Source organism: Vibrio phycocola (genome assembly GCF_053850235.1).
On sequence record NZ_JBSQDJ010000006.1, the window covers coordinates 429191 to 445207 of the forward strand.

Consider the following 16017-nt stretch of genomic DNA (forward strand, 5'->3'; position numbering starts at 1 on the left):
ATGGAACAGATCATTGTTAATGGCCTTTACTTGGGGGCGCAATATGCATTAATAGCCTTGGGGTTAACACTCATCTTTTCGTTAATGAATGTGCTTAACTTTGCCCATGGCCAGATGTATGTTTTGGGCGGATTTGTCACCTACACTGCCGTCTCTCAGTTTGAACTTCCGTTTATTATAGGCTTGATACTCTCGGCATTTATCTTAGCTGTTGTTGGTGCTTTGATTGAGCGTTTTCTTTTCCGACCTGTTATCAAAAAATCAAAACGAGAAGAGAGCACCATGTTGCTCGCAGCAGGTATTGGTTTTTTTCTCGATTCCATTATTCTGCTTATTTTTGGTGAGAAGCAGCGCGGCATACCTAAAATTATCGATGGTGTCTTTAACTGGGATTTTCGAATCATTATACCCTATGACCGCATAGTAATTGGCCTTTTGGCGATTGCTATGATCATTAGTTTTATTTTTATTATGCATTACTCAAAAACTGGTCGTGCTATGCGAGCGCTAGCTCAAGATAAAGTTGCAGCGACGCTAATGGGTGTCGATGTCGATCGATATCAAATGATAGGCTTTGCTTTAGGGGCAATGCTTGCTGGTTTGGTTGGTGGATTGCTCGTAAGTATCACAGGCATCAACCTAGGGATGGGAGGTCCAGCGTCCACGAAAGCTTTCATTATGATCATGATTGGTGGCGCAGGCGTTATTCCTGGTGCAATTGTTGGTGGCTTTATTCTTGGCATGATGGAAAGCGTTGGCCTATCCGTACTGTCTGAATACGGTGATGTTACTTACCTCGTTATATTTGCTTCTTTGATGGTTTTCTTAGTCATACGTCCGCATGGACTTATGGGCAAACCATGGGGTTAATTAAATGAATAAAACAATGTTAACACGGCTGTGTATTTTTCTTGCTGCGATATATTTGGTTGTTCCACTGATTATTACCGCTACTGGACGTACCGATTTCTATTATACGCTTACATCGGTGGCACTTCTTTCCATATCTTCAGCGGGCGTCTGGCTTACCTTCTATATTGGACGCATTAATATAGGTCAAGGAGCGTACTCATTGGCTGGCGGTTATGTCTCTGCCATTTTAATAACGCAAGCGGGATTGAATTTTTGGGTAACACTACCGATAGCGGGTCTATTCTGTGCGGTACTTTCGGTATTTATTGGTTTACCGATTTTACGTTTACGTGGTGTCTATTTTGCGATGGTTACTTTGGTATTGACAGAAGTGATGCGATTAACGGCATTGGCCCTTCCTATTACCCAAGGAGCAAAAGGAATCACCTCGATTCCGTTACCCGAGGCACTTACAGTATTTGGTCTAACACTTATTCCAGATTTTAGTACATTTGAAAACCCCAAAATTTCATTTTATATCATGGCTGTGACCATGATGGTGTTCGCATATTTGGTGCTTTGGCGTATTGTTCATTCTCGACTAGGTCATCTTTGTCGGTCACTTCAACAAAACGAAGAATTAGCATCATCAATCGGCGTAAACATCACTTATTTGAGAGTGTTAACTTACTCTATATCGTCTTTTTTTGGTGGTATTGCTGGGGCTAGCTTTGTTGCAATTACCCAATCTGTTTATCCTTCATCATTCCAAATAGCAGACAGCATTAATTTCATGCTTAACTGTTTTCTCGGTGGGCTTGGATATGTCTTCGGTCCGATGTTGGGAACACTCATGCTTTACTTCGGTTGGGACCTGTTGTTTACAACAGGTGAGTATCAAATGCTTATCTATTCAAGCTTGCTTATTTTACTGATGCTGGTGTTGCCAAATGGAGTATTAAGCCTGCTGGAACGTAAGGAGAAGCGCTAATGTTACCACTACTTGAGATCCGTGGAGTCACCAAGCATTTTGGTGGACTTACTGCTGTAAATGACGTGAGTTTTCAGGTTAATAAGGGAGAAATCCTATCTGTTATTGGCCCTAATGGTGCAGGAAAGTCGACTCTATTCAAGCTTATTTCTTCATTTCTAAAAACCAGTAGTGGGGAAGTGTTTTTGCGAGGAGAGCGGGTTAGCAATATGGCACCACATATTGTGGCTCGTCGGGGGATTGTTCGAACGTTTCAGGAAACGACGATCTTTCGTTCAATGACTGTTCGGGAAAATATTATTGTTTCTCACCACTTGCGTTCTAACGCTTCATTGCTTGGCTTTTTCTTTGGAACCAAGCTTGCAAAATCCGATGAGAAAAAGTTCGGAGAGTCAGCAGATCAACTTATTGAGTTTCTTGGTATCGAATCTATCGCGAATGAACTTGCCTTGAATTTACCGCAAGGGCATTTACGAGTGTTGGGAATGGCCATTGGCTTGGCAACCGATCCCGCGGTGCTGTTATTGGATGAACCGTTTGCTGGGATGAATCACGATGAGACGATGCGCATGGTTGAGCTTGTTCAGAGGCTTAGAGATGAGCGTGGGGTCACCGTGCTTTTAGTCGAACATGATATGCCTGCTGTGATGAAGATTTCAAATCGTGTTGTCGTGATTAACTTCGGGGAAAAAATTGCCGAAGGAACACCATTGGAAATTCAAAATAATCCGAAGGTTATCGAAGCTTATCTGGGTTCTGAAGATGCTGCAGTGGGGATCTGATAGATGAACGAAATTCTAAAGTTTGAAAATGTTGAGCTCTACTATGAACATGTGTATGCGTTAAAAGGTGTTTCTATATCGCTCAATGAAGGGGAAACCGTGGCCTTAATTGGTGCGAATGGCGCTGGAAAATCATCGATTTTGCGTGCGATTACAGGGCTTAATCAAATTAAATCAGGGTCAATCCAGTATAACGGAGAGCGACTTGATGGCACTCCGGCTGCTGAGATTGTTAAGCGAGGTATTGCAATGGTTCCTGAAGGGCGTCGTGTTTTCCCCTATATGTCTGTTAAGGACAACTTGTTGATGGGGGCGTTCACACGTACCGATAAAGCCGGAATCGCTCGTACTCTCGATAGTGTGCTAGAACGTTTCCCTAGACTACGTGAACGGTATTCGCAGCAAGCCAGTACATTGTCTGGTGGTGAACAGCAAATGATGGTGATTGGACGAGCTTTGATGGCTGATCCTAAGGTACTTTTACTCGATGAGCCTAGCCTAGGGATTGCGCCAAAGCTTGTGCAGGACATCGCTCGTTCTATTGTTTCTATTTCAAGAGATCAGAATGTAAGTGTGTTGTTGGTGGAGCAAAATAGCCGTATGGCTATGTCTATCTCAAACCGAACATATGCACTTTCTACAGGTAAGGTTGTGTTAGAGGGTGCGTCAAAAGAGTTGATTCATGACGACCGAATCAAGGCTGCATACTTAGGGGGAGAGGTCTAAAGCATCATGAAAATTCTTATTGTTAATCCAAATACGACTAAGAGCATGACAGAGAAAATAGCGACCGAAGCTCGGAAAGTGGCGTCAATTGGAACTGAGATTATGGCTGTAACTTCTGCATCGGGGCCTGTGTCCATAGAGGGTTACTATGACGAGGCTATGTCTCTGCCAGGGATGTTACAGGCCATAAGAGAGGCTGAGAATTTTGATGCTGTTGTTATCGCTTGCTTTGATGACACCGGCTTAGATGCAGCTCGATGTGTAACGGAAAAACCCGTTCTTGGTATTGGGGAGGCGGCTTACCGAGTAGCATCAATGCTATCAAATAAATTCAGTGTTATTTCCACACTAAATCGATCAGTGCCAGCTTTGGAACATAACTTGCTTCGCTATGGAATGGAACGTCAGTGCATCCGAGTTCGTTCTTCTGAAATACCAGTGCTTAGTCTTGAAGATGGTAATGTGGATGCGATTGAAATTATTGCTCAAGAAATTAAGCGAGCCATTGATGAAGATAAAGCTGAATCGATAGTACTCGGCTGCGCTGGAATGACGGATCTGGCTGATTTACTAAGTGAACGTTTTTCATTACCAGTATTAGATGGTGTTACCTGTGCTGTAAGTCTATGTGAGAGCTTGATTAGGTTAAATCTAAAAACGACACGGAAGGGAGGTTATGCACCGCCACCGGAGCACAAACTTTGTCATTTCAACACTAACTAGAACGGATAAGTTAGTTAGGTAAGATCATAAAAGGAATAAATTATGAGCGATAGTTACCCAAGAGATTTAATCGGATATGGAGAGAATCCGCCAAACCCTAATTGGCCTAATCAGGCAAAAATTGCGTTACAGTTTGTGATCAATTATGAAGAAGGTGGAGAAAATTGTGTGCTCCATGGTGATGAGGGTTCCGAGAAATTTTTGTCGGAAATCGTCGGAGCCGAATCTTATCAAGACCGACATTTAAGCATGGAATCGATGTACGAATATGGCAGCCGTGCAGGGTTCTGGCGTCTTCATCGGTTGTTTAATAAAGAGCAGATTCCAGTGACGGTATTTGGTGTTGCGACAGCATTAGAAAAAAATCCCGATGCAGTGAAAGCGATGCTCGAATCAAACTGGGAAATTGCAAGTCATGGGCTTCGTTGGATTCATTATCAAGACTTTACCCGAGAACAAGAAAAAGCCCATATTGAAGAAGCCATCGAGATTCATCAGCGAGTGACGGGTAAGAAACCGAAAGGGTGGTACACCGGACGAACGAGTCCTTATACACTTGAACTTATCGCCGAACGTGACGACATTCTTTATTGTTCGGATAGCTATGCAGACGATTTACCATACTGGGACAATCATTATTCAAAACCGTTGTTGGTGGTTCCCTATACCCTTGATACTAATGATATGCGCTTTGCGACACCTCAAGGGTTCAACAGTGGTGAGCAGTTCTTTCAGTATTTAAAAGATGCTTTTGATGAACTGTACGCAGAGGGGGAAGATGGCCCGAAAATGCTGAATATTGGTCTACATTGCCGATTGGTTGGCCGACCAGCACGATTGGCCGCATTAAGACGTTTCATCGAATACACCAAGACCTTCCCCGATGTCTGGTATGCCACCCGAGAGCAAATAGCCGAGCATTGGGTTAACAGATATGCAGCTCGACAGATGTAGTGTTCATTCTGGATACATAGTCAACAAGTATTTCATATTTATCAAAGGCATACCTTAATGTATGCCTTTGTTGCAAAGGATAATATTGAATTACCCAAATCTATTCATTTTCGTTCGACAACGCTGCGTCTAATATGTGCTCAACGTGAGCAACCGTGGTGTTAATGAAACCAATGCCTTGAAAACGAAAAAAAGCGTCATCTTGGTATTCAGGAAACGCTAAGGGTAACTCTGTACAGGCGAGACAAACAAAATCCGATTCTTTATTTGAGATATAGCGTTCACTCAATTCGAGCAAATAGTCGCGTGAGCGCTCAATATTGTCGGTATGAAGGTCGCTATTTATCAACGCATATAAGCGCTCAACTTCACCGTCCGATACTCCTTCAATGGATGAAATATTTTGTTTTTTTAATGCATCGGGATAAGCTTGACTGCTCATGGTTAAGGGAGTACCTAATACGAGCGCTCGTTGACCACCATTCAAAGCAACCGTGTTTGCGGTTGATTCTAAGATACTAATAATCGGAAGGTCGAGTCCGTTTGATATACCATGCAATCTTGTATGAGGGGTGTTACTGGCAATGACGCCGAGCTCGGCTCCTGATCTTTTTAACTGCTCAAATACATTTCGAAAATAGGAATCATGTTCTACCCATGATGCTTCATTCCCCTGCTCACCACGAATCTTTCTAGGTTCGTTGACGTTTAACGATTCAATCACCATCGGCACTGTTGAGTATGGGGTTGGCTCCCCTTTTTGCTGGAAGTGATGGTTAGCTTTTTGATTCAATAGGCGATAGTAATCCATGGTTGAGGGCCAAGCTAAGCCGCCGATTATCCCGATTTTTCTCAATGTGACTTCTCCAAGCTCCGAACTTAAAGCGAAATGGTAGGCTTCAATTTAAATCTTTTAATCAGTTAATTCATTGTTTTGTGACGCAGTCGATTCAGACTGCGCCACATATTCTTATTGGAGCATCATTAGCGTATTGGTGGTGCGTACATAAAGCCGCCATCTTTCCAAAGTGCATTAACACCACGGGCGATTTGAAGTGGAGAACCCGATCCGACTTGGCTTTCAAATAGCTCACCATAATTGCCAACTTGTTTGATAATTTGATAGCTCCAATCATCTGATAAACTCAGTGGTTTACCTTTAGGGCCTTCAACACCTAATATGCGTCTAACATTTGGATCGTTCGACTCTCTCATTTGATCGACGTTTTTAGACGTTATTCCATATTCTTCCGCGTTAATCATTGTAAACAGCGTCCACTTAGTGATATTTAGCCAATTATCGTCGCCTTGACGTACTACTGGGCCAAGTGGCTCTTTCGAGATTATTTCTGGCAAAATGATGGCGTTAGATGGGTCTTCCAGTTCCAAGCGCAGGGCATATAATCCAGATTGATCGGTCGTTAACACATCACATCGTCCGGAATCAAAGCCTTTCTTAGTCTGGTTTGGTGTATCAAATACAACGGGTTGGTAAGACATTCCATGACTACGGAAATAGTCAGCTAAGTTTAATTCTGTAGTGCTACCAGCTTGAACACAAACCGACGCCCCGTCGAGTTCATCAACGCTGCTTACCCCCAAATCTTTAAATACCATGAACCCTTGACCATCGTAGTAAGTGACACCGGCAAAGTTCAAGCCGAGGGCTGTATCACGGGTATAAGTCCAAGTAGTGTTGCGAGAGAGCACATCGACTTCGCCTGACTGTAGCGCAGTAAATCGTTCCTTTGGTGTGAGTGGGATGTATTTCACTTTGGTTTTATCGCCGATCACTGCTGCCGCAAGTGCTTGGCAATATCCAACATCTAAGCCTTCCCATTCGCCTTTTGAGTTTGGGTTCGAGAATCCGGGTAACCCAGTACTCACGCCACATGTTAAGTACCCACTTTGTTTAATTCTGTCGAGTGTCGAAGTCTCAGCAAAAGCAGTACTCGACATAAGTAATAACGACGATATCACGGTAGTCGTTAGGGCATTAAATTTGAAATTCATATGAGGATCCTTCCTGACGTTTGTTTAAAAAGAAATGTTTAATCAATAAATCCCTTCTAGACGGAGTTTTGTTATATAACCTTGCTAGAAAGTAACGCAGTATTTATAGATAAATACTATGATTTGATATTAATTCATTGATTTTGTTTAGGTTTATTTTCGTGTCTTTCAAGCTAGAATGCCGAAGTTGAAACAAAGAGTAAATGGTGCAGAACTGCACGACTTTAGTGATTTAGAGAGTTATGCCAAAGAGTGATTTTACGGCGGTGACATATGCTAATGAACGTATTAATTTGGTTTCTAATCAGCGTCAAATTAAAGAATGATTCTTAAAAATAATACGAGAAATTCAAGGTATGACAGGGTAAAGCACCGAGTTGGCGCTTGCCTTAAATGGCACAATATAGGTATTTGGTTACTGTTCTCGTGCAGTAGTAACCGACTCGCCTAAAATAGGTTGCCGCTTATAAATAAAGAATCAACAACTTTGAGCTCTTGCCTTTTTTTATAAGAAAAACTTGAGCTAATAATTAGGTTTATAATATCACTTTCTTCTGGTTTAGCATGATCCTGTCTTGACAACAAATTCAGCATCTTGAATGATCCGAGGATAGTAGACTCATAGCAAGTATCCACACAGTAACAGTGATTATGGTGCTTAGCTGGTGCGGTATTAACTCAAAATATATCGTGAGCTCACCGCGTTCTCTATCAACTTCACGCTAGAAGGTGTTGGAATAAGATTTGGAATAACTCTCCGCTGAAATGGTCACGGGTGGTTACAGACATTTTAGAGTTGATCGAGAGAACTGGGTGAGCTCATCTTTAATCATACACAAACAAAACGCGTATTTATCAGGCTGGGAAGCTTTGAGAGTCCGTATTAGTAAGGAGCATATTTGTAAATGGCTAATCGATACGATTACATCATAGTAGGGGCAGGTTCGGCAGGTTGTGTACTTGCCGATCGTTTAACTGAATCAGGAAAAAACTCAGTTCTCTTACTCGAGGCCGGTGGCTCTGATCGCAGTATTTTCATTCAAATGCCGACTGCGCTTTCTTATCCCATGAACACTCCAAAATACGCGTGGCAATTCGAGTCATTGAGTGAAAGTGGGTTAGATGGTCGTAAATTACATTGTCCCCGTGGAAAGGTACTAGGTGGCAGTTCGTCGATTAATGGCATGGTGTATGTCAGAGGGCATGCATGCGACTTTGATGAGTGGCAAGAACACGGTGCGGCTGGATGGGGATACAGTCACTGTTTACCTTACTTTAAGCGCGCTGAAACTTGGAGTGATGGTGAGTCAACTTATCGAGGCGGTAGCGGGCCGCTGTCAACCTGTAATGGCAATGAAATGAAGCTGAACCCGCTATATCAAGCGTTTATTGATGCGGGTAAAGATGCGGGTTACCCCGTGACCGAGGACTACAACGGTTATCAGCAAGAGGGATTTGGCCCTATGCATATGACGGTTAAAAATGGTGTGCGCGCGTCTACATCGAATGCGTATTTAAAGCGAGCGATTAAGCGCACCAATTTAACGGTTATCAAGCATGTTGTCGCTCGTAAAGTGGTTATTGAAGATGGTGTTGCTGTTGGAGTCGAGTTTGAGCAAAAAGGAAAAATAAGCACAGCTTACGCCGATCAAGAAGTGATCTCATCAGCGGGTTCGATTGGTTCGGTTCAGTTGTTACAGCTTTCAGGAATCGGCCCTAAAGAGGTACTAGAACAAGCAGACATTGAAGTTCATAAAGAATTACCTGGGGTTGGCGAGAACCTTCAGGATCATCTAGAAGTCTATTTTCAATATCGTTGTAAATCGCCAATAACGTTAAATAGCAAGATAGATCTCATAAGCAAAGGAATGATTGGAGCCGAGTGGATTTTGACTAAAAAAGGTTTAGGAGCCACTAACCATTTTGAATCGTGCGCGTTTATTCGTTCTCGAGCTGGATTGAAATGGCCAAATATTCAATATCATTTTCTACCTGCTGCGATGAGATATGACGGTCAAGCGGCATTTGATGGACACGGTTTTCAAGTCCACGTGGGGCCGAATAAACCCACTAGCCGCGGCAAGGTCTGGGTTACATCAAATGACCCGTATGACCAGCCATCAATCAAATTCAATTATTTATCGACAGAAGAAGACATTCAAGATTGGCGCGACTGCATCCGATTAACTCGTGAGATATTAAGTCAGCCAGCGCTTGATAACTATCGAGATGAAGAAATCCAACCTGGCCAAAATGTGCAAACGGACAGTGAAATTGATCAATGGGTACGTTCAAATGTAGAAAGTGCATATCACCCGTCGTGTACGTGTAAAATGGGAGATACATCCGATCCAATGGCTGTGGTTGATTCAGAATGTCGTGTGATAGGTATTGATAAATTGAGAGTTGTCGATTCTTCTATTTTTCCATCGATAACCAACGGGAACCTAAATGCGCCAACGATTATGGTCGCAGAAAAAGCGGCTGATCATATTTTGAAACGTCCTCTATTGGACGTAATAGATGCTCCAGTTTGGATTGCTCAGAACTGGGAAGAAAAGCAAAGAGATACTACGCCAGAATAAAACTTGCATTAGTGCCGAACAATCACCGAGAAAGCTCAAGCGGTATTTGATTTGTTATTGGAAGAAGGGGTACTGAAGTAATTCAAGTATCCCCTTATTTTAATGCTAAGGTCGATTAGAGCGACGTATAGGTATTTTGATGAAATGAGTTAACGATATTGGCTAACTCTTGGTGGTCAATGGCTCGACAAACCGCTTCTTCAGGGTGTTTGAAGGTTGTCATATCTTCAGCTGCCACCATGGCATTGATTACCGATTCTTCGACACATTCAACGGTTGCTTGATAAAACTCATCAAACAACTCATCATTTAAACTAACCATGTTGCGGTAGGCGCCCGATAGTTGAGGTAATGACTGTTCATTGGCAGTACTAAACGCTAAGAAAATATCGCCCGAGTTGTTCCCTCCTGGAGATCCATTTCGGCCGATACCAATTGCTGCTCGTTTGGCCATGCGTCGTAGCTGGTGAGGTTCCATTGGCGCATCCGTTGCAATGATTACGATAATCGATCCCTTTTCCGATTTTTCATGGATGCGGTCTTCAACTAGGCATTTCCCAACAGGCGCACCTAACACATTGAGCCAAGGTCGAATACCATGATTGGCTTGAACCAACGTCGCCACGGTATATGTTTCATCATCAATGTCGATCAATCGTGAAGACGTGCCCGTTCCTCCCTTAAAGTCATAAGCAATCATACCCGTACCACCGCCTACGTTACCCTCGGCAATCACGCCTGTTTTTGCCGTATTTAGCGCATCCGTGGCATCGCTTTCGGTGACATGCATTGCATTTATGTCATTTAAGACACCATCGTAAGTTTCTGCGACGACTGGCATCGACCAAAGGTGATTCTCGGTCCACTCTTTTCGATATTTATTTATCATCCATTTAACCGTTGCATGATGAGTGATGCCGACACCATGAGAATTGGTGAGCATGATTGGCCCAGTAAAATAACCGCCGTCTTGAATCCAGTGAGTTCCGGTCATTTCACCATTCCCGTTTAGGGCAAAGGTTCCCGCCCAAACAGGTTTAGGGGTATCTTCATACCCTCGAGGTAGAATCGCCGTGACGCCGGTTCTAGCGGGCGATATTGGGTCGTCATTGATGAGTGTCTTATAGCCCACAAGGACTCCAGGCACGTCGGTAATCGAATTATATTTCCCTGTTTTTCCCGGAAAAGGGAGGCCTAGCTCTCTAGCTCGTAACGTGTGTTTCATACCAAAATTCCATTTTTCTTATTTTTGTGTGGGGCCATTTTTTGCTTTGAAATAAATTCCAGCGGTTGCCACGATGATGGAAAATATCAGCATCAAAGTCGCTATTGCATTTATTTCGGGTTTAATTCCGCGTCGGATCATCCCGAGAATAAACACGGGTAGAGTGGTTGAATCGACGCCGCTAATGAAATAGGTGATCACCAAGTCATCCATTGAAATAATGAAACTGAGAAGTGCGCCGCCAATGATGCCGGGTAAAATTAACGGTAACGTAACGCGTTTAAAGGTTTCCCATTCATTTGCACCAAGATCGGATGAAGCGTCTTCTAGCATTGGATTCATGTTTGCCAAGCGAGCACTAACAACGACAAATACATAACTGGTTAGGAACGTACAATGGCCGATTATGATCGTGGTAGTGCCGAGGGAAAACCCAATACTGACAAAGAAGATAAGAAGCGCAATGCCTAGTACGATGTCAGGCATCACCATTGGGGTAAACATTAATAGTCGATAAAAAGATTGAAATTTAAACCGATATCTAGCGATGGCCAATGCCGTACTCGTCCCTAATACTGTAGAAATACACGTTGCACATAACGCAACGATAAGGCTATTCGTTAGTGCATGGAGCAGTTGGCTGGTCGAATCGACATATCTTGAATCCGACGTGAATTCTGTCTGCATTCCAAATATAGTTTTGTACCAGTCGAACGTAAATCCTTCCCAAATCATAATGTTAATGGGGTTTGCGTTAAATGAATAAACGACAATTAAGATAACCGGAGCATAAAGGAATACAAAAAACAAAATGCTATATATGGACAATAATTTATGTAAAGGCGTTGATTTTTTCATGTGCTGTCCCTAGTTTTTGTCCGTATTGTTCGGTCTTGAACGATACACATATAAAGCAAGAAGAATGAGCATAAAGAAGGTGATAACCATCGATAGCGCCGCACCAAATGGCCAATTCCTAGCATAAAGAAATTGCTGCTCAACCATGTTCCCGATCATGATAACTTTTGAGCCTCCAAGTAGATTGGGTACAACGAAGTTGCCCAAACTTGGAATAAAGACCAATAGAGATCCTGCCGCGACGCCGGGTAAGGTCATCGGAAAAATGACGCGTCGAAATGTTGTAATGGGGGAAGCGCCCAAGTCTTGAGAGGCTTGGATGAGTGTCTTATCAAGCTTTTCTACGCTCGAATAAATGGGCAGGAACATAAATGGAATAAATATATACACCATGCCAATGATGACCGCCGTTCCGGTAAACATAAGGCTTATTGGTTGCTCTATTACGCCTAACCATTGCAAAAATTGATTGGCAAATCCAGAGTCTCTTAGGATTAAAATCCACGCGTACAGCCTGACGATCATACTGACAAAAAATGGCAGTGTGATTAACAGTACGAACATCGCTTTTGCTTTCGGGGAAAGTGTCGTCATCCAGAATGCGACCGGATAACAAATAACAAACGTACAGACAACCGTAACCAGTGCCAACCCAACTGAGCGTAAAAATATTTCTAAATAGACACTGTCGAACTCTTCATAAAAGCCGTCAGCCCAGCCAAATATTCTACCGTAATTCCAATGATAGAAATTCCATTCTACTCCGCCATACAGTCCAGCTTCGAGAAAGCTAAACGTTAGCATTGTTAGTAGAGGGATAATGAAAAATACAAATAGAAACAACGATGTGGGACTGAGTAAACCTAATATGGTTAGCTGTTTACGTGATAGTGTTTTCATGCGAGTTCCACTTCTTCTGATTGAACTGAGGAAAGGATGTGCATCGCTGAAGTGCGGTAATAAAGTTGAATGTCTTGTCCGACCGAATAGTGGTCGTTTTCTTTGCGCACCAGTGCCGAAATCGTTTGCCCATTGGATAATGTGCCGTGAAGTTGATAATCCGTGCCAACGAACACCACTTGTTGGATTGTCATTGTTAGGTAGTGCGAGTCAGAACTCTGTTCGACTTGTTTCAAAGACAATTGCTCAGGGCGAATAAGAATTTGCTGCTCAGTACCGATCTCATTAGTTGTTGGGGGGGCATATAATGTGATGCCGTCGCAATCGACAACCGTATGATCATCGTATTTTTCAGTGATGGCTCCGGTAAATAAATTGCTCTCTCCGATGAAGCGAGCGACAAATGCATTTTGCGGGCGGTGATAAATTTCGTTTGGCGTTCCGATTTGTTCTACTTTACCGCCATTAAGCACAATAATGCGGTCAGACATTGTGAGGGCTTCTTCTTGATCGTGTGTCACGAAAATAAAGCAAATGCCTAGCTCGGTCTGTAAGCGCTTTAATTCAAGCTGCATTTTCAGTCGCAGGTTTTTATCCAAAGCCGATAAAGGTTCGTCCAGAAGAAGTAACTTTGGACGGTTGATGACAGCGCGTGCTAGAGCAACTCGCTGTTGTTGTCCGCCGGATAATTGTGAAGGAAATCGTTTCCCCATGCCGGCTAGGCCAACCATTTCTAACATCTCATTGACGCGTTGGTTACGCTCGGTTTTGTTCACTTTTCGTATGTCTAAACTATAGCCAATATTGTCTTCCACTGACATATGAGGGAAAAGAGCGTAAGACTGGAAAACCGTATTGACCTGGCGTTTGTGCGGTGGCTGATTAACAATCGATTCACCGTCAACGCGTATGTCGCCTGAATCAATGCGTTCAAATCCAGCGATGGTTTTCAAGAGCGTGGTTTTACCGCAACCTGATGGCCCAAGTAGCGTAATAAATTCGTTTTGCGCTATGCGTAAATCAATATTATCGAGCGCTTTGATGATACTTCCTTCGGGAGTAGCAAACTGCCTATGTGCGCGTCGGATGCGAATATACTCACTAAATTGTGGGGAAGTCATTGAGTCACCTTCTATACAGCGAATTTCGGTAGATAGAGCGGGAAAAATCCCGCTCCAAAACAGAGTGTTTAGTTCGTACGGATTTGAGTCCAGATTCGATCATAAAGCTTGGTTCCTTTCCCAAGCTCTTCAAATATCTGTAATTTTGCACGAACGTCTTCTGGTGGGTTTATCATTTTGTTGTTGCGCAGTTCATCAGGTAGTAGGGCAATGGCGTCTTTATTCGCAGTACCATTGGTTTGCTGGATAGCATTCATTGCAGCAATTTCTGGCTGAGTGAAGAACTCTAAGAACTTAACCGCATTAGCTTTATTAGGTGCAGATTTTAGAACACACATGTTTTCCTGATACATAGTCGCGCCTTCTTTAGGAATGACGTAAGCAAGTTCTTCAGGACTTTCTTGGACATACAACATTGCGCCAACATACCATTGAGCAGCCGCGAGATCGCCAGATTTAACCAGAGGGATACTGTCGTAAGTAAAGGATGAAACGTTTGGCTTCTGTTCAATGATGTAGTCTTTTGCGAGTGTTAAGTCGTCGCGATCGGTGGAGTTAACGCTTTTGTCATGTGTGATTAACCCTACGCCGATGACTTCACGCATATCATTCAGCATGGCAATTTTATTACCTTGTTCAGGGAGCGCAAAGAACTCTTCCCATGAGTCGAGGCTAGGAACGAGCTTTTTGTTATAAACAATTCCTACGGTACCCCAAGCATAAGGTAAGCAATATTCGCCGTTAGGATCGAGTTTCGCTTTAAGAAAGCTTTTATCAATATGGCTGAAGCCCGAGTATTCGTTGATATTGGTTTTCTCGAGTAGGTCAAGCTTGGTCATGATGTCTTGCATATGAACGGATGGGAAGACAAGGTCATACCCTTTTGCTCCTGCTTGAAGTTTCGCAAGCATCTCTTCATTTGAAGAATAGGTATCTAACACTACTTTGATGCCTGTTTCTTCAGTAAATTTTGTGATTATTTCCGGGTTTATATACTCACTCCAGTTATACAGGTTGAGTGTTTCTTCAGCTTGTGAATGTGCAGACATTAATACAGATGATACTGCGACCGCTAGGCTGCAAACTTTTAATAGCTTTGCTGGTTTTTTTCCAAAAAAATTGATGTTCATATAGGCACCTTTCCTTGTGACAAGAGTAAATGTGTAGATGGAATCTGAATCAATACTGAAAATTTCACCTTAAAATTATTGTATTCCTTGGTGTTATTATTTCAATATCATAATATGTTACACCTCTAACATAATTATTTTTCACTAAAAATCATTATCTTATATTGTTATTTTGGTTTTTGGGCTTTAAAGGTGGTTAATTTTTGCACTCTTATGGGTAATTTAATAATGGCAATGCACCACCATAATGCGAGTTATCAACAGTGAGGAACTATGGAACACACTTTTTCATCCCGGCCTGAATATATTGCGACGTCGATAGCTCAGAAGCTAAAAGCCTTGATACCCGATGTGTCGGTTTCAGAAGCACGAGTTGCTCAGTTTATCTTGCTAAATCTAGATCAAATTAGTTTTGAGACAGGGGCTTCTATTGCAGAGAAGGCAGCAGTTAGCCAAATTACTGTGAGCCGTTTTTTAAAGCGAGCGGGTTATCAGGGAATTTCATCGTTAAAAGACGCACTAAAAAAGGAGCTGCTTCTTCCAGATGGAACGGACACGAACCGACTGCCTATCGATGCCTTCTATAAAGAAAATTTCAAGAATGAATTACAAGTCTTGATGAATTTATTTGAACAGTTTGAAAATGGAAGATGGGATGGAATTGTCAGTTGTGTTGATGCGGCTAAGCGAGTGTACATTACGGGATTTCAATCCATTAGCGGAACCGCACAAGACTTAACCAGACGGATGTCATTAGCCAGAGACCGAGTTCAATATCTTTCTCCTTATGATGGCATGATGGCCGAGTGGCTCGAAGGTCAATCTTACCGACGCCAAGAATACGATGTTCTGATCGTTCTTGATATTGTTCCCTATGCACCCGAGAGCCAACTCTTATGCGAGGAGGCGGTGCGGCAAGGTATTCAGGTCGTGATAATTACCGACGAATTTTGTCATTGGGCTGTCGACATTACGCCTCATGTGTTTTATTCAAAGTCGAAAACAGGGCTGTTCCTTGAATCGACTTGGGCAATCGTAATGGCCACAAACATGTTAGTACACTGTGTTGCAAATCGAAGTTCCGATAGTGAAGAGCGGATAAAGCGTTGGCATAAAATGACCAAACGCCTTGGCTTATTCTAACTCGATACGATTTA

Annotated in this window: 15 protein-coding genes; 8 read left to right on the forward strand and 7 right to left on the reverse strand. The window is 42.7% G+C overall.

Features of this window, described 5'->3' with window-relative positions:
- From ACWU4D_RS10920 to puuE, 6 genes are read left to right on the forward strand one after another with little or no spacing between them, the layout of a single operon-like run.
- Positions 1 to 870 carry a branched-chain amino acid ABC transporter permease gene (locus ACWU4D_RS10920; protein ID WP_456051455.1) on the forward strand — a complete coding sequence of 290 codons (870 nt, stop codon included), beginning with the start codon at positions 1 to 3 and terminating at the stop codon, positions 868 to 870.
- Positions 871 to 874: 4 nt separating this feature from the next.
- Positions 875 to 1843 carry a branched-chain amino acid ABC transporter permease gene (locus tag ACWU4D_RS10925; RefSeq protein ID WP_456051456.1) on the forward strand — a complete coding sequence of 323 codons (969 nt, stop codon included), beginning with the start codon at positions 875 to 877 and terminating at the stop codon, positions 1841 to 1843.
- Positions 1843 to 2625 (forward strand): ABC transporter ATP-binding protein, encoded by a 783-nt coding sequence (locus ACWU4D_RS10930; RefSeq protein ID WP_456051457.1) that lies wholly within the window; start codon positions 1843 to 1845, stop codon positions 2623 to 2625. The genes ACWU4D_RS10925 and ACWU4D_RS10930 overlap by 1 nt, the downstream gene beginning before the upstream one ends.
- 3 nt (positions 2626 to 2628) lie before the next feature.
- Positions 2629 to 3351 carry an ABC transporter ATP-binding protein gene (locus ACWU4D_RS10935; RefSeq protein ID WP_456051458.1) on the forward strand — a complete coding sequence of 241 codons (723 nt, stop codon included), beginning with the start codon at positions 2629 to 2631 and terminating at the stop codon, positions 3349 to 3351.
- A 6-nt stretch (positions 3352 to 3357) separates the two neighbouring features.
- Positions 3358 to 4074: an aspartate/glutamate racemase family protein gene (locus tag ACWU4D_RS10940; protein ID WP_456051459.1), complete on the forward strand. Its 717-nt coding sequence runs from the start codon at positions 3358 to 3360 to the stop codon at positions 4072 to 4074.
- A 42-nt stretch (positions 4075 to 4116) separates the two neighbouring features.
- Positions 4117 to 5028: an allantoinase PuuE gene (gene puuE, locus ACWU4D_RS10945; RefSeq protein WP_456051460.1), complete on the forward strand. Its 912-nt coding sequence runs from the start codon at positions 4117 to 4119 to the stop codon at positions 5026 to 5028.
- A gap of 100 nt (positions 5029 to 5128) precedes the next feature.
- Here puuE and ACWU4D_RS10950 read toward each other — a convergent pair whose 3' ends face one another.
- Together ACWU4D_RS10950 and ACWU4D_RS10955 are read right to left on the reverse strand one after the other, a co-directional pair.
- Positions 5129 to 5884: an aspartate/glutamate racemase family protein gene (locus ACWU4D_RS10950; RefSeq protein ID WP_456051461.1), complete on the reverse strand. Its 756-nt coding sequence runs from the start codon at positions 5882 to 5884 to the stop codon at positions 5129 to 5131.
- Positions 5885 to 6012: 128 nt separating this feature from the next.
- On the reverse strand, positions 6013 to 7041 hold the full coding sequence (locus tag ACWU4D_RS10955; protein WP_456051462.1) for an amino acid ABC transporter substrate-binding protein: 1029 nt from the start codon (positions 7039 to 7041) through the stop codon (positions 6013 to 6015).
- A 905-nt stretch (positions 7042 to 7946) separates the two neighbouring features.
- On the opposite strand from ACWU4D_RS10955, the gene betA reads away from it, so the two are divergent.
- On the forward strand, positions 7947 to 9626 hold the full coding sequence (gene betA, locus ACWU4D_RS10960) for a choline dehydrogenase (protein WP_456051463.1): 1680 nt from the start codon (positions 7947 to 7949) through the stop codon (positions 9624 to 9626).
- A 115-nt stretch (positions 9627 to 9741) separates the two neighbouring features.
- Here the strand turns inward: betA and ACWU4D_RS10965 are convergent, their stop codons facing one another.
- The 5 genes from ACWU4D_RS10965 to ACWU4D_RS10985 all read right to left on the reverse strand — a co-directional run bounded on the left by ACWU4D_RS10965 (position 9742) and on the right by ACWU4D_RS10985 (position 14860).
- Positions 9742 to 10851, reverse strand: a complete 1110-nt coding sequence (locus tag ACWU4D_RS10965; RefSeq protein ID WP_456051464.1) for a DmpA family aminopeptidase — start codon at positions 10849 to 10851, stop codon at positions 9742 to 9744.
- A gap of 18 nt (positions 10852 to 10869) precedes the next feature.
- A complete protein-coding gene (locus ACWU4D_RS10970; RefSeq protein WP_456051465.1) occupies positions 10870 to 11709 on the reverse strand; it encodes an ABC transporter permease in 840 nt (279 codons plus the stop codon).
- A 9-nt stretch (positions 11710 to 11718) separates the two neighbouring features.
- Positions 11719 to 12609 (reverse strand): ABC transporter permease, encoded by an 891-nt coding sequence (locus tag ACWU4D_RS10975; protein WP_456051466.1) that lies wholly within the window; start codon positions 12607 to 12609, stop codon positions 11719 to 11721.
- A complete protein-coding gene (locus tag ACWU4D_RS10980; protein WP_456051467.1) occupies positions 12606 to 13730 on the reverse strand; it encodes an ABC transporter ATP-binding protein in 1125 nt (374 codons plus the stop codon). Before ACWU4D_RS10980 ends, ACWU4D_RS10975 begins: the two co-directional genes overlap by 4 nt.
- Before the next feature lie 68 nt (positions 13731 to 13798).
- Positions 13799 to 14860, reverse strand: coding sequence for a polyamine ABC transporter substrate-binding protein (locus ACWU4D_RS10985; RefSeq protein ID WP_456051468.1), 1062 nt, complete (start codon positions 14858 to 14860; stop codon positions 13799 to 13801).
- A gap of 273 nt (positions 14861 to 15133) precedes the next feature.
- On the opposite strand from ACWU4D_RS10985, the gene ACWU4D_RS10990 reads away from it, so the two are divergent.
- On the forward strand, positions 15134 to 16003 hold the full coding sequence (locus ACWU4D_RS10990; protein WP_456051469.1) for a MurR/RpiR family transcriptional regulator: 870 nt from the start codon (positions 15134 to 15136) through the stop codon (positions 16001 to 16003).
- The last annotated feature ends 14 nt before the right edge of the window (positions 16004 to 16017 follow it).

Excerpts from the sequence above, each read along its gene's own strand:
- ACWU4D_RS10920 (WP_456051455.1), top strand. The coding sequence starts at position 1 with ATGGAACAGATCATTGTTAATGGCCTTTACTTGGGGGCGCAATATGCA.
- ACWU4D_RS10925 (WP_456051456.1), top strand. The coding sequence starts at position 875 with ATGAATAAAACAATGTTAACACGGCTGTGTATTTTTCTTGCTGCGATA.
- ACWU4D_RS10930 (WP_456051457.1), top strand. The coding sequence starts at position 1,843 with ATGTTACCACTACTTGAGATCCGTGGAGTCACCAAGCATTTTGGTGGA.
- ACWU4D_RS10935 (WP_456051458.1), top strand. The coding sequence starts at position 2,629 with ATGAACGAAATTCTAAAGTTTGAAAATGTTGAGCTCTACTATGAACAT.
- ACWU4D_RS10940 (WP_456051459.1), top strand. The coding sequence starts at position 3,358 with ATGAAAATTCTTATTGTTAATCCAAATACGACTAAGAGCATGACAGAG.
- puuE (WP_456051460.1), top strand. The coding sequence starts at position 4,117 with ATGAGCGATAGTTACCCAAGAGATTTAATCGGATATGGAGAGAATCCG.
- ACWU4D_RS10955 (WP_456051462.1), bottom strand. The coding sequence starts at position 7,041 with ATGAATTTCAAATTTAATGCCCTAACGACTACCGTGATATCGTCGTTA.
- betA (WP_456051463.1), top strand. The coding sequence starts at position 7,947 with ATGGCTAATCGATACGATTACATCATAGTAGGGGCAGGTTCGGCAGGT.
- ACWU4D_RS10965 (WP_456051464.1), bottom strand. The coding sequence starts at position 10,851 with ATGAAACACACGTTACGAGCTAGAGAGCTAGGCCTCCCTTTTCCGGGA.
- ACWU4D_RS10970 (WP_456051465.1), bottom strand. The coding sequence starts at position 11,709 with ATGAAAAAATCAACGCCTTTACATAAATTATTGTCCATATATAGCATT.
- ACWU4D_RS10975 (WP_456051466.1), bottom strand. The coding sequence starts at position 12,609 with ATGAAAACACTATCACGTAAACAGCTAACCATATTAGGTTTACTCAGT.
- ACWU4D_RS10980 (WP_456051467.1), bottom strand. The coding sequence starts at position 13,730 with ATGACTTCCCCACAATTTAGTGAGTATATTCGCATCCGACGCGCACAT.
- ACWU4D_RS10985 (WP_456051468.1), bottom strand. The coding sequence starts at position 14,860 with ATGAACATCAATTTTTTTGGAAAAAAACCAGCAAAGCTATTAAAAGTT.
- ACWU4D_RS10990 (WP_456051469.1), top strand. The coding sequence starts at position 15,134 with ATGGAACACACTTTTTCATCCCGGCCTGAATATATTGCGACGTCGATA.